The following is a 14661-nucleotide window of genomic DNA, read 5'->3' on the forward strand; positions in this document are numbered from 1 at the left end:
TACCGGGCCTTTGCTGTTTATGCAAGGGAGGTCTACTGCACCATCGAGTCCAGCTCTTCAAATCTGGAATTTTTGCTTTTGAACTCGGGTACGATCTTTTTCATTTGCTTGACAGTATCCACCTCGTCGCCTTCTTTGTTGAGGTTGAGTAGCTCGTTGATGCTGGCGAGTACCTTGTTGTAGGTGTATTCGCGCACTTTCGATACTTTGATCTTTTCGTGGTGAGTCGGGATAGTGAGTTCTTCCTGGTTCAGGAGCTCCTCATAGAGCTTCTCTCCCGGACGCAAACCTGAGAACACGATCTCAATGTCGTTGGATGTCAGACCGGCCAGCTTAATCATCTTGCGGGCCAGGTCTACGATCTTCACAGGCTGCCCCATGTCAAATATAAAGATCTCACCGCCTCTGCCCATTGTACCGGCTTCAAGCACCAACTGCACCGCTTCCGGTATCGTCATGAAGTAGCGGGTGATATCGGGGTGTGTTACCGTGATCGGACCGCCTTTCTCGATCTGGCTGCGGAAGCGTGGGATAACAGACCCATTCGAGCCCAGCACATTGCCAAAGCGGGTCGTAATGAAGCGAGTCTGCTGCAGGGCCGTGCCTTTCACATTGTCCTGCAGTTTGGGCTGCGCACTGATGTTGTTGAGTGACTGAATATAAATCTCAGCTATACGCTTCGAGGCCCCCATGATGTTCGTCGGGTTCACCGCCTTGTCCGTGGAGATCATCACAAACTTCTCCACATCAAAGGTCATGGAAAGGTCAGCCAGGTTTTTGGTGCCCATCACGTTCGTCAGGATGGCCTCAGACGGATTACTTTCCATCATCGGCACATGCTTGTAGGCGGCGGCATGGTACACCATCTGCGGATTATACTCCTTGAAGAGGGCATACATGCGATTGAAGTTCTGGATATCCGCTATGCAAATTTTCAGATTGGCCTCCGGATAATGCTCTTCCATCTCCAGCTGCAATTCGTGCAGCGGAGATTCCGCTTGATCGCATATGATGACCATTTCTGGCTTATAAGACAGCACCTGACGTACGATCTCTGAACCGATAGAACCAGCACCTCCTGTGATCAGGATACGCTTACCGGCCAAGTCAGCGCATATCTTGTCGTTCTCGATCACGATCGGTGGGCGCTGTAGCAGGTCCTCAATACGCAGATCCTGTATTTGGTTCATACGCAACTGACCCGACATCCACTGTTCTGTTGGCGGCACAGTCACCACCTTTATACCGAGCTCCACACAGGTTTCGATCGCGTTCTTGCGGGCATCCGATTTCAGGTCCTCGCTCAGAATAACCAGTTTATCGATCTTCAGCTTCCGCTGTAATTTCTCCACATCATTGATATGATACACTCGCTTCTGCTGAATGTGCTTGTCGATCTTATTGGGGTTGTCGTCCACAAAACCCACTATATTCAGGCGTCCTGCGTTGCTAAGTTCCAGCGCCTGCTTTACCAGGATGGCAAAACTATCCGCTCCGTAGATCAACACAGACTCCTTTTCGCCACTCGCGCCACGTTTAATATAATAGAATAAGGCCTTCGCACCCAGTCGCATCATGATCAGCACCGAAGAACTGATAAAGAAGTTAACCAGCAGCACCACGTAGATGTTCACAGAGTCAATATGGAGCTCAGGTGAGACCCAAAAGCCGACGATAGCACCATAGAGCAGGCTGGCTATCAGGACGGCCGTGAAGATGCGGTAAATGTCGTCGGTACTGGAATAACGGATCAGGCCCGTGTGGATACGCATCGCATAAAACACTATGACAGAGATTGCCAGGTATATGCTGCTATATACAAAGAAGTGACCGCGCAGAATGGTTTCGAAATCAAACTGGCGGATGATGAAGAAGGACAAAGCAAAAGACCAAGTGGAGATGATTTGATCGATGATCAGAATGATCCATTTTGGTAAAGCCTTGTTCTGTAAAAATGTTTTCATACGAAATTTTCGGGGTAGAAAAGAGCTTAAATTACGGCGAAAGGCTGGTTTCGTTTTAATTTAAATTAATACCTGTTTTGTCCAGTCAAAAGTTCCTGTCTACTTCAGGATTTCTCTAACATTCCACACATTAACTAATCCCTAACGTAGCTTTACCAGCATAATTATATCTTTCACATTATTAAAAGATAAACAAGCCGTCCAAAATTACAGAAAAAAACTGACATTTCAGATATTAACTAGTTGTATCTCAAATGACACAGTTAGTAGCCTATACGTAAAAATCCACCAGTGCTTTGCGTAACATAATAAAGCGCAGGTGGATTTTATATTATTTGCACGGTACGCTTCTTATTTAGGCGAAGCAGGCTTTGATACAGTTTACAACCCGTTCCCTTTCTTCGTCCGTCATGTTGGAGCCAGATGGCAGGCACAGTCCCTGATCAAACAGGCGCTCGCTCGTCCCATCACCATAGTAAGGCGCACTGGCAAACACCGGCTGCAGGTGCATCGGCTTCCAAAGCGGGCGCGACTCAATGTTCTCCCGCTCCATTGCCAAACGGATGTCCTCACGGCTCACCCCTTGGCTTTCGTCCACCAGCACCGTACTGAGCCAACGGTTAGAATAGTATTCTCCAGTTAGCTCCTCTGCAAACTGAATAGCAGGTATAGCAGCCAGTTCCTCCTGATAGAAGATATAGTTGGCACGCCGCTGCTGCACACGCTCCAGCAGCACGTCCATTTGTCCGCGGCCGATGGCAGCACACACGTTGCTCATGCGGTAGTTATACCCAATGTGCGAGTGTTGGTAATGTGGAGCCGCGTCACGGGCCTGCGTAGCCAGGAAACGAGCCTGCTTAATGTAGGCTTCGTTGTTTGAAACCAGCGCGCCACCACCAGAAGTCGTGATGATCTTGTTGCCGTTGAAGGACAGGATGCTCATCGCCCCGAAGGTGCCCAGCTTGCGGCCTTTGTAGGTAGAACCTAAAGCCTCAGCAGCATCTTCTACTACCGGTATCCCGTGGCGGTCGGCTATTGCCATGATGCGATCCATCTCTGCTGGCATACCGTAGAGGTGTACCACGATGATTGCCTTGGGCTTTTTGCCTTGGCGAATGCGATCTTCTATTGCAGTTTCCAGTATGTCCGGCGACATATTCCAGGTCCGCTCCTCGCTGTCCACAAAGACCGGTGTGGCGCCCTGGTAAGCGATCGGGTTAGCCGAAGCCGAAAAGGTCATGCTTTGGCAGATCACTTCATCACCTACCTGTACCCCCAGCATAATAAGTGCCAGGTGCAGCGCCGCCGTACCCGAGCTCAGGGCGGCCACATGTACGCCTTCCCCCAGAAAGTCGGCCAGGTCACGCTCAAAGCCATCCACATGCGGACCAAGTGGCGCGATCCAGTTGGTATCGAATGCCTCTTTGACATTTTTAAACTCGTTTGCTCCCATGTGTGGGGAAGAGAGCCAGATCTTTGTATTCATATGTTTGTCAGATGTTCTTTTATAATTCGGGCCGGATTACCTACTGCGGTGACGCCATCAGGTATATCGCGTATCACCACGGCACCTGCGCCTATTTTGCACCACTTGCCAATTTTCAGGTTGGGGATCACAACGGCGCCGGCACCAATATGCGTACCCTCTCCTACCTGCACGTTCCCGCTCAGCACCGCCCCCGGCGAAATATGTGCATAGTCGCCTATCTTACAGTCATGGTCGATGCTGGCACCCGTATTCACAATGACATGTTTCCCGATTGTAGCATCAGCTTGCACAATGGCTCCATGCATTACGACGGTGCCTTCGGCTATGGTAACGGATGGTGAGATGATCGCCGTGGGGTGGATGGCCTTGCCAAACGACAGCTTCAGTTGTTCAGCAACTCGGCGGCGAATAGCATTATCGCCGATACTGATAATTACAGACTTTTCCGGATCCTGCTCCACCTCAGGTCCAAGCACAGGTATACCACCCACTTCCTTTATGGCAGGATTTTTATCAAAGGCCCCAATCGCAGGTATACCCATATCCCGCAGGATATCGATGATCACTTTCGCATGTCCGCTAGCGCCGTACAGGTACATGTTTGGTTCTGGTATGGTGTCTGCAAAGGTAAGAATTCTCAGTTTGTCATTTCGAATGTAATGAGAAATCTGGAATAGTGCTTGTCTGAAGCTTTGTTTAGGGCCCCTATTCCCAGGATTTACAGGATTTAAAGATTAACAGGATTCCTGAGCACAATTATCATCCCCCTGCCCCCTTCAAAGGGGGACAACCGCAGGTGTAATTCTTTTTGTAAAATCTAGTGAGGTGAACCCATCAATGCTCAAACAAAGCTTATACCTATATACTGGCAGGAGAAGAAAAGTCCCCCTTTGAAGGGGGCAGGGGGATGACAGTTGTTCCCCATAATTCCCCTAATCGGAGGGGTGGGTTAATCTTTCGCGTAATTACTCCCCCTAAACCGCTCCATCGTAGCAACTCCCTCTGCACTTATTCCCTCCGACTTAAACACTTTTCCAATGGTCATGAAAATAATCTTCACATCCAGCAAAAAAGAGATATTATCGACATACCACACATCATAACGGAATTTCTCTTCCCAACTGATAGCGTTGCGGCCGTTCACCTGTGCCCAGCCGGTGATTCCAGGGCGCACTTCGTGGCGTCGGCGTTGTATTTCGTTGTAAAGCGGCAGATATTCCACCAGCAAAGGGCGGGGACCAATCAGGGACATCTCCCCCTTGATCACATTCAGCAGCTGCGGTATTTCATCCAGGGAAGTTTTGCGAACAAATGAACCTATAGGGGTAAGACGATCAGCATCCGGTAGCAAACTACCCTGTGCATCCCGCTTGTCGTTCATGGTTTTGTACTTGATCACCCGAAAGATGCGGCCGTCCTTGCCTGGGCGTGGCTGCAGGAAGAATGGCTTGCCATCATTGGCAATCGCCAGCAGCAGCGTGACCACCAAGAAAACGGGCAGCAGCACGATGAAAGCTATCAGGCTAAGCATAAAATCAATCAGGCGTTTAAAGAAACGGCTATATACCTTCATCTTGTTTTAAGTGGGATCTGTATTCCTGTAATAAAAGCTCCCAAAAATGGGTCTGCTCGTAACGCTCCACGATCATCTTGCGTGCCTGCACCCGCATATGGGCATAAGCTGCTTTATCGGTGATCAAACGTTCCATCGCCGCGTACAAAGCCTCCACCGACTTCGGCGGCACGATCAGGCCGTTATCACCCTGACGTATGATTTCGTTGCAGCCGTTGATATCGGTCACGATAGCGGGAAGATCGAAGCATCCTGCCTGCATGGGTACATTGGGGAAGCCTTCACGGTAGGATGGAAAAGCCAGCGCCTGACTGATGGCCAGGTAAGGTCGCACATCATTTTGAAAACCAACCGACAGGATAGCAGGGTTCTGCTTTATTTCCTGCAATATTTCATCTGCGATTGGGTCCAGATCCTGTTCAAACGGCCCTACCAGCAATAGCTTTATCTGCGGATGCTGCCCCTGTAGTTTTTTAAAGGCAGTCACCAGTTCCTGTACTCCCTTATCTTTCACCAGACGTCCGATAAACACAAATACAAAGTCATCGGGCTTTATACCTAGCTGCGCTTTCAGCTCTTCCAGTTTAGCAGTAATCAATTGCTCTCTACTGAAAAAGGTTGTATTAATACCGTTGCTGCTCCCATTGCCAATCACTTTTATTTTCTCTGGTCCGCAGAATCTGCTTTCCAGAATAAAGTATTTCAGCACAGTTGAGTTGGGATATACCTTGGTGGCACAGGCATAGGTGAGTTTCTCCACCGCCTCTAATAGCCGGCGTGTCTTGCCTTGAGTTTCCATCAGCGGAAGCCCGGCCACTGTGTGCAGGCGTACTGGCACACCAGCCAGTTTTGCGCCCAACATGCCTATGATGCCAGCCTTCGGGGTATGGGAGTGTACGATAGCAGGCTTGTGTTTTTTGCAGAGACGGTAAAATTGCCAGAGCGCCTTCACATCCTGCACCGGCGTAATCTTACGCGTCATCCCGATCTCGATCAGGGGTGTCTCTTGCTCACGTACCACTGCCTCTGCCTCCGGCCCTGTGGCCGACACCATCACCGGCTCAAACCCCTTGGATCGCATATAAGGTAACTGACCCGTAATCAGTTTTTGGAGTGAAAGCGGTACTGTAGTGATACGGATGAGAACTGGGGGCATTGGGGTAAAATTTGTTTTCGAGTGCAAAGGTATCTATTCTTAAACTGTCATTTCGAATGCAATGAGAAATCTGGGTCTTTCAGGGTTTTCGCAATATCTCGGATTTCTCCCAAAGGTCGAGTTGACAATAAAATATTTAAGTAGTCAGGTATTCATAAATCCCCCGCATACTCATACTCTGCATGCCATACTGCTCCTGCAACTTCTTGTAATGCTCTATGATTATCCGTAAGTCAGCCATGCTGCGCTCGGGAAAACTTCCGAAATTGTGCGGATGCCACCAGAGGTGGTAGCATTCTTTGCGTTTAGCGGCTACGGTCATTTCAGACAGTATGCGTTGTAGGCGCAGTTTATTGAGAATGTCTCTCTTCCCGTTAACTGGTCTCAGAAATCTGCTGGCAGGTATAGCCAAAGGCAATCCTTCTTTCAGTTTGAGAGAAGAGAGCGGAAAAGAGGTCCTTTTACCAAGTGGCAGGTAGGCGTCGCCCGTCCGAAAAATACGTTTCGACAATTTATCTTCCACTGTCTGTTTCCAGAACCAATCGCTTGGGTTAGACCGGACCGTTTTGATGCCTTCTTCACGGCAGACACTCAGGTATTGCTCGTTATACTGGTTACGTGGGAAAACAAGCGACTCCAGTCTCATTCCCTGTCGGGCAGCTATACCTTGAGCAGCCTGTAGGTCCTGCCGGAACTGATCCAACGTCTGCCCGGCCTCTTGACAATAGTAGTGCGCAAAGGTATGGGTGGCCATTTCCTGATAAATCGTCTGCTTAATCTGCTCTACTAGCTCTGGCGCAAAAAAGAAATTATTTAGGCTGCAGTCCCTTCCAAATTCCTCTTTAAGCCTATAAGCTGACAGATGATCGTTATGATAGGAAGGGCGGAGTGCGGGTATAGCAGTTGTCCAATCGGTCCAGTCTTTCGCAAAAAGCATTCCTACCGTCGCCCAAGTCACCTGCACCTGTTGCTGCTCAAAAATCGCTAGCATCTCAGGTATTACACGGCGTGTGTTTTGAAAATACTGTTTCCGCTCTGATAAGGGCACTTTATCAAAAATTCCCCAATAGAGCTCAAAATCAAGGGAGATGGTGAAGACAGGTATATTATTAGGCATAGTGATTTAAGATACAGCAGGAGTAGGAGAACCAGCAAATCGTTCCTGCTCTTCTAACTTTCGCTTTCTGAGTAATTGGAAGTTGATCTTCTTCTGTTTTTTATATTCCAGGAAGGAGATAACTACGAAGAACAGAAAATACATTACCATACTCTTCTGCCGCATGGCTATACCTAAGTTAGACATAACAAAGGAGAGAGCAATAGAAGAACTAATGAAGATAACCAAGCTCATCTTAACGAGTGAAGTTGATTTCCTTAGAAAAGGAATAAAGTCCTTATCAACTAGCTTCCAGGCAAGAATAACGTAAAGCAAGTTTTCGAAGGATACAAATAAACCGAGTGCACCCGGAGCATCTACAAAAAGCGGCCTGAACCAAAATGTAAACAATTTCAGTGGAAGTGGATAATTTGTAATGTCCACGCCTGAACCAGAACTACTCAGACGTCCCGCCTGTACCTGAGAGAAGTCCTGGAAACTTCCTAACACATCTTCTTCATTTATATTAGCCATCGCCAATATCTGGTCCGACATGACAAATATGCCTCCAGCAAAGGCTATGTAAACTAATACTTTTTGATAAACAGGCACCTTCTCACGACCGGTGAAATAACCTAACACAGCACCTAAGCCCAGGAACATAAACATGTGCGGCCGAATCATATAGACAGTTACGGATCCCAGTATTAAAGCAAAAAGACGCTTTTGAGGAAAACGCATGGCATAGGCAAAAAGGCCGATTCCCATGAAAATCAGAGAGCCCTTCCCTAGCGAAGCCGTCCAGAAATGCATATTAGGCAGAAACAGCAGGATAAGCAGCAAATCATAACCCCACAGCTGTAGCTTTAATTTTACGTTCTCTTTAAAGAAAATATAGAAATGAACAAATCCCAGGTAACCAAACCAGGCAAATAGGAACATGGCCATTTCATAGGTGAAACCTAATACATTTGTAAAGGGGTAAGCTACAAATTGAATAAATTTGGAGCTTGTAGTAAATAATTCAAACCAGGAACTGCTATGAGTGGCTGACTTTGCAAAATACGTTATGGAGTCCGAATTGTTAAACAAAGTATAGGTGTAGTATACCCCCCAGAAAAGAATATGATAGAAATACAGTTTATTCATCAAAGGAACCGAAAAGAAAGAGAACTTTTTCTTATAGCTCTTGAGAATCGCCTGGTTAACTAGGTACAATAAAAATATTAATACAATCGCGCCTATCATCCGCTCTAAAACAATTCCATATCTCCTAAGGCATAGCCCCAGCTCTCCTGTTTGCTCAATACGTTGAACTTATCTTCCTGCAAGCTGATATTGCGCAACGTTACAATCGGACCTTTATCCAACACCGGCAATAAGCCCATACCTGGATAAACGCTACCCGCTAGTTCAAAGTGCCTTCCGGATGCAGAAGTTAAGAAACAAGCTCCACTTACTTGTTTGAAGGAAATGGCTAACGCTTTCTTTGCAGACTTATCAAAAGCGCTCTTAACTGTGAACAAATCCACTACGCGCATCTCTTGTCCAAACTTATGCTGCTTATACCGGTAAAAAAGCACATAGGAGCGGTAATCTGATAGGAAGTAATAATCAAAAAGGGGGTTGTCCTGGTAACGCCATTTAATATAAGCAGGGCTCAATACCGTATGAACATAATCATTAGCATTATTTACCGGATTAGATAATTGTGCCAGGATGGATGCCAGCTTGTTCCAATCTTGTGCTGGAGGCATTGGAGGGTTCAACTGCTTGTAGGCAAACGGATTTACTTTCAATTTCAGCGCCATCCGATTCATCTCGACCCATCCCATCTTTAGGTATCCTGGCTTGCTACTTTCGTTAGGAGTATTGTATACCAGGTGTATACCTACTGACTTTGCATCTTCCAAACCCTGCAAAGTAAGTTTCTTGAATATACCCTTCCCTTGGTAACTAGGATGGGTGGCCGTATCCACAGCACGGATGGCTTGTAGCACCTGCCCTTTGTATACCCACTGCCACCTCAGAAAAGCCCTAACACCTACTACTTGACCGTGGGCTTCAGCTACCAACACAGGGGATGCGCCATGTGGGTTCTCCAAGTGCTTCCAATTCCATAAAGCTTCAGACTTCTGAATTAACCCTTCGCCCAAAGACGACTTAAGTAACTCTACAATTGCTGGTATATCGGCTGCTGTTCCTTTTCTAATTTGCATGTTACCCCTCCCCGGCCCTCCCCTAAAAACAGGAGAGGGAGCTGGATTTATTTCTTTAGATACAAGTATAACTCCTCTAACTGTTTCGCCATTTTAATTATGCTAAAATCAGCTTGCACCCGGACGCGTGCCCCATCTGCTAGGGTTATAAGTTGCTCAGTATTTTGCAGTAGCTGAATGCCATAATCTGCCAACTTCATATAATCATCCACTTCACAGAGCAGTCCGCTCTTACCTTCCTCTACTACTTCCTCAACGCCGCCTGCTTTGGTGCTAATCACGGCGCAAGAGCAACTCATGGCTTCCAGTAAGGCGATAGGTAATCCTTCAAAGATCGAAGACATCATGTAGATGTCCATGGCGCTGAAATAAGGCTTTACATCGGTTTTAAGTCCTGGCATGTGCAAGCGCTCTTTTATACTTAGTGACTTTCGTTTTGCCAAAAGGTCTTCCTTAAGAGGGCCGTCTCCTACAATAATAAAATGCGCCTCCGGTACTTTTTTCAATACCTCTGCCGCAATCTCCATCCAAATATCCAGGCGTTTCTGAAAACGGAATACAGACACAGTCCCGATTACAGGAGCATTAGCTGGTATACCCAGTTTCTGCCTTATCTGTACACCGGCTTGCTCTTCACGCACAAAATGGGCGGTATTCACCCCATTTAGAATGTTGAGTAGGTATGGCTTCTGTGTATTCCCGTTAATCCCAAGTTTTTCCACAACCGGAAACTCAAGTTCACGAAATTTGAGCCCAGCATTTTTGCGTATTGACTGCTGTACATCATCCGACACTGCCACTGCAGCGTCTTGCCAGCTAAAGCTGAGTTTATTCAGCCAGTACGTGATCTTGTTATACCGCTCCCACTTGTTATGCTCGGTATATACCACAGGTACACCCGTCTTCCTTCCTACCAACCTGCCAATCACGCCGGCCCAAGGAAGGTGGCTATGGATCACTTCAATCTTATGCTCCTGTACATAGCGGCTAATCTCACCAACCCGCTGAAACATCTGCAGGTTGTTAGTAGCCTTAAAGCAGACCACCTTTGCCCCCATCGCTTCGATAGCGGCTACCATCTGATCTTTCCAAGGGAGGAAGTAAGCAAAATGGAATTCAAATAGCTCTCGATCGTGTACTTTTAATGTTTCTGGCAAAAGCATTTCAGCACCGCCTCTTCCTAAAGACTTTATAAGGTGAAGAACTTTTGTTTTACCTGCCATTTTTTGCCAACATCTCTTTATACAAATTGATAAACTTATGCAAGTTAACCAATGGGTCATAATCGCTTTCTACCATGTGGTAGGCATTCTGTGCAAGTTCAGTGCGCTTTTGATCGTCTTGAAGCAAAAGCAAAAGTTCTTCAGCAAATCGATTTGGATCATGTGTTGGAATGAGTACTCCTGTCTGATTGTGTTTTACTACTTCCTTTACACCTCCTACATCAACTGCTATTGCCGGAATCTTCTGTGCAGCAGCTTCTAAAATTACACCAGGAACCCCCTCTATTTTACTAGATAAAGCGAACAGGTCACAGCCTGCAATAATATCTTGCACCTGGTTTGTAAAGCCCCCGAAAAATACTGTATCTGCAAGGCCTTTTGCTTCAACTTTTGATTTAATCTCTTGCATGAGCATGCCCTCACCTAACAATAGCAACTTAATAGAATTATCCGTCTCCTTTATTTGCTCAAAAACATCAAGAAGGAAAGTATGATTTTTCTCGGGAGAGAAGTTACCTACATGAACTACGATTTTATGACCCTCATCCAAGCTAAACTTTTCCCTTAGTTCTACTCTGGCTACAGACCGATTAACAGTATGCATTGGTATGCCCCTGTTGATAACAGTAACTCTGTCAGAAGTAAATCCAATTGTGTTTATAAAATTCTGACGTGCTACATCGCCCACGCAGGTTACATGATCTATAGACGAGAAGAGCTTTTTGTAAAAATATAGTTTAGGGATACTACCACCTATCCAGTTACTGATGATACTGATGTTGCGGTATGTTATGGGTATTGTAGGCTTAAGCAATTTTAGGACGGCAGCATACTTCAGTGTATCTGATCCATTAGCCTGAATTACATCAGGTTTCTCCTGTTCTATTAGATTCTTCAGCCCCTGTAATAGACTCCAAGAAATTAATTTAGACCTAACACCATTCAAATCAATATTTCGTGCACCTTCTACAGTAAGTGCGTGCTGGGGAGGTGAATATAAACCAGCAAAAACGATTTCAATATTCTCTTTGAGAAGCTCCTTGCTCAGATTCGCAGCAAAAACTTCTGCACCCCTAAACTGACGTTTAGTAACTAGTTGTAATATTTTCAATTGCCTATAACCTCCTTATATATCCTTTCATGTCTGGCTGCCACATTTACTATGTCATATCTTTCATGTGCTTCACTTCTGAAATCTGTAGCCATCTTAACTGCCAGCATATGATTGTCTTTAAACCAGCCTAATGCCTGTGTGAGAGAATCTAAATCATTCACAGCAAAAAGATATCCATTGTTTAAGTGGCTTATAGCCTCTTTATTCATACTTATATCAGACGCTAAAACCGGTAAACCACTCATAAGCGCTTCTACCAAAACACCACTAAAGCCTTCAAGATTAGAAGGAAAAACCAAGCAGTCTGCATGCTGCATAAGGGAAGGTACATCACTAACTTTACCCAGAATCTTAACTTTATTACTTATGTTTAAACTATCAATCATATTTTGTAGCGATATTCTTTCATTGCCATCGCCTGCAATGAGCAACTCATCGTTAGGATGGCTTTCTGAATGCTTCGCAAATGCCATTATCAATAGATCAACTCTTTTAGAACCTATGAGTCTGTTAACATTCAAGAAAACTGTTCTTTCAGAGTTAAACTTCTTCTCGAAAGAGTACTTCTTACTACTTCTTCCTCTAGGAACAACTGATACCTTGTCTTTAGGATATTTGAGGATTTTACAGTTTGATACTTTTATAGCCTCAGAATTACTGATGATGTGTGCACATCTGTTAACTGTTAGCTGATTGATCAGTTTGAATGTTTTAATCTTCATACTACCAGTCAGAGAAGTATTTTTAAACCTATTATCTGAATAATTATCACTCACAAACGTTCCTATCAGGGCAATACCAGCTTTCTTTGCTACAAATCTGCACAAAAGATCAGATCGTAATAAGGAAGATACTATAACTGCTGGTGCCACTTTATTCGTCACTTCCAAAAGGGATTTATAAGCTTGTTGAAAGTTATATCTGCCAGGTATGTTTAAGTGAATTAATTCTAATCCTCTACTTTCAGCTAATGACCTTAACGTACTATTTTGATAAATGTAGCAAATGATTGGTTTGAAGTCCCTAAGTTCACTCGCAATATCAATCGTACTGATCTCAGTTCCACCCATTAGAAGAGAATCAACTACATAAAGTACAGTAGGAGTTTTATCCATTTTTTATATTATTGGATTAAGAACAATTACTTTTACTGTATTAAAATCTCCTAACACGTTTCTGAAAATCTATAACAGAAATCCCTGGAATGAAATTGAATGTATGTGTTGCCAACAGATTTTTATCCCATAAAGGCTTTGTTTCACCAACAGGTATTTCCTCAAAAACTTCTGGTGTGAGTTTTATTACTTCAAAGAATTTTATCCCATATCCATATTTATAAGACGCAATCTGTGCAGGCCTATATATAGTATTTTTATATTCAAAAATCTTTCCAGCTGGTCTGGCACCACGTGCATCATGCTTTACTGGGTTTAATTTATGTGGTTGCCAAGTACCCTCTAATAGATTATCCGTGAAGTAAATATGAAGTTGTTCATTAGCTGACATTCCTTTTATTGGTTTTATCGATGCGAAAAGGTACCAAAGGCCTTCATGAAGATATAAGGTCGCATCATAGGCTGCAATATTGTCAATAAGAACTCTTTTTTGCGTCCATTTAAAAGGAAAATCTATTGACTCGTAAAGCACTATTTTATTTATACTGCCGCTTTCTGGTATCATATAAAAATGATTATCTTGTTCGAACACAAATGGATAAGAAAGATGAAAGGGTTCTTTTAGTACTACTCCTAAATTCTTAAATGACTTAGTAGGAGCATCATATTTAAAACTTATGATTTCACCATTCTCTTTTCCCTTTTTCTGTTCGGCAAATAGAAAAAGTTCACCATCTTTTTTCACACAAAATGGGTCTGCCCATATACAGTTTTTTGGGGGATATAGCCCTTTATACCTGAAAAAAGAACTTTCTATATCACTTTTAATAGCATATCCTATAGCCCATTGCTCACCATAAAATACGTCCTTCAATTTCCTAATAGACGATTTAGCAAGAAACCTAACGCCTATTTTTAGGCTCGTTAAATTATCAGGATCTTTATATAATGGATGGCTATAAAATTCAGGCAAAGACACGTTATCGACCACCTTGTCAAGGTGAACTTCTCCTTTTGAAAAGTCATCTAGCTTATTTTTGAATAGTTCAGCAGCTGACCAGTAAAGTGCAGCCTGATTACGATTAAAAGATGTATAATCTGTCTTTATAAATGATTTTGCGATTATTTTGCCCCCATCTAAATCCTCTGTTAATGTCTGCAAAGTTATACCAGTATTAGGTTCGTTCAAGACAACTTCCCAAAACCCTGGAGGCCCCCCTCTATTAACTATATGATCAGCATGATGCAGGGACCATATGCCGTATTTAGGTATAGAAAGAATCTCACCTCTGATTATTCTGAATCCGAACCGAAGTATAAGTTCAGGATCAACATCTTTTATCTTCTGAATATCCTCAGGTGTGAAGTAGTCACTAAACCTCTTTTGTATAGGTCTAATATTTAACTCTTTAACTTCTGAATTAAAGTTAAGATGTGTTCGCTTAAATGGGTCGGGACTATATTTAAATAAGAACCTATCTGCCTTTCGAAGTAATCGATAAAAAGATGCGTTAGGATTCGATATGGGGTTGCTATTTATGACTATGCTTACAACATTATATTTAGGATGATTTTCTATATAATCCCAAATGTATTTTACCCAACTTGGAACAGTGGTACTGTTTAATAAAATAACAACTTTGATTTCCTTATTATCAATTTTTACCATAAGGCTATTAATGCTCTATTTAAATTATCGGTTTATTTCTGAA

12 protein-coding genes are annotated in these 14661 nt (G+C 44.1%); all 12 read right to left on the minus strand.

Annotated features, from left to right (window positions below):
- Nucleotides 1–32: 32 nt before the first annotated feature.
- A complete protein-coding gene (locus C8E01_RS03940; RefSeq protein ID WP_116542058.1) occupies nt 33–1964 on the minus strand; it encodes a polysaccharide biosynthesis protein in 1932 nt (643 codons plus the stop codon).
- 355 nt (nt 1965–2319) lie between these two features.
- Nucleotides 2320–3450 carry a DegT/DnrJ/EryC1/StrS family aminotransferase gene (locus C8E01_RS03945; RefSeq protein WP_116542059.1) on the minus strand — a complete coding sequence of 377 codons (1131 nt, stop codon included), beginning with the start codon at nt 3448–3450 and terminating at the stop codon, nt 2320–2322.
- Complete coding sequence (locus tag C8E01_RS03950; RefSeq protein WP_116542060.1) at nt 3447–4052, minus strand: acetyltransferase; 606 nt, start codon at nt 4050–4052, stop codon at nt 3447–3449. Before C8E01_RS03950 ends, C8E01_RS03945 begins: the two co-directional genes overlap by 4 nt.
- A 350-nt stretch (nt 4053–4402) precedes the next feature.
- Nucleotides 4403–5026: a sugar transferase gene (locus C8E01_RS03955; protein ID WP_116542061.1), complete on the minus strand. Its 624-nt coding sequence runs from the start codon at nt 5024–5026 to the stop codon at nt 4403–4405.
- On the minus strand, nt 5013–6182 hold the full coding sequence (locus C8E01_RS03960; RefSeq protein ID WP_116542062.1) for a glycosyltransferase family 4 protein: 1170 nt from the start codon (nt 6180–6182) through the stop codon (nt 5013–5015). Before C8E01_RS03960 ends, C8E01_RS03955 begins: the two co-directional genes overlap by 14 nt.
- Nucleotides 6183–6318: 136 nt before the next feature.
- Complete coding sequence (locus tag C8E01_RS03965) at nt 6319–7299, minus strand: polysaccharide deacetylase family protein (RefSeq protein WP_116542063.1); 981 nt, start codon at nt 7297–7299, stop codon at nt 6319–6321.
- A 6-nt stretch (nt 7300–7305) separates the two neighbouring features.
- Nucleotides 7306–8226 (minus strand): hypothetical protein, encoded by a 921-nt coding sequence (locus C8E01_RS03970; protein WP_116542306.1) that lies wholly within the window; start codon nt 8224–8226, stop codon nt 7306–7308.
- Between the two features lie 305 nt (nt 8227–8531).
- Entirely contained in the window at nt 8532–9497 is a 966-nt protein-coding gene (locus tag C8E01_RS03975) for a GNAT family N-acetyltransferase (protein ID WP_116542064.1), read from the minus strand.
- 47 nt (nt 9498–9544) lie between these two features.
- A complete protein-coding gene (locus tag C8E01_RS03980; protein ID WP_243409417.1) occupies nt 9545–10720 on the minus strand; it encodes a glycosyltransferase in 1176 nt (391 codons plus the stop codon).
- On the minus strand, nt 10710–11831 hold the full coding sequence (locus C8E01_RS03985) for a glycosyltransferase family 4 protein (RefSeq protein WP_116542065.1): 1122 nt from the start codon (nt 11829–11831) through the stop codon (nt 10710–10712). Before C8E01_RS03985 ends, C8E01_RS03980 begins: the two co-directional genes overlap by 11 nt.
- Nucleotides 11828–12949, minus strand: coding sequence for a glycosyltransferase family 4 protein (locus C8E01_RS03990; protein ID WP_116542066.1), 1122 nt, complete (start codon nt 12947–12949; stop codon nt 11828–11830). The genes C8E01_RS03985 and C8E01_RS03990 overlap by 4 nt, the downstream gene beginning before the upstream one ends.
- A gap of 40 nt (nt 12950–12989) precedes the next feature.
- Nucleotides 12990–14618 (minus strand): glucosamine inositolphosphorylceramide transferase family protein, encoded by a 1629-nt coding sequence (locus C8E01_RS03995; RefSeq protein WP_116542067.1) that lies wholly within the window; start codon nt 14616–14618, stop codon nt 12990–12992.
- Nucleotides 14619–14661 lie beyond the last annotated feature (43 nt).

This window comes from Pontibacter virosus (assembly GCF_003096355.1).
Lineage (GTDB): Bacteria > Bacteroidota > Bacteroidia > Cytophagales > Hymenobacteraceae > Pontibacter > Pontibacter virosus.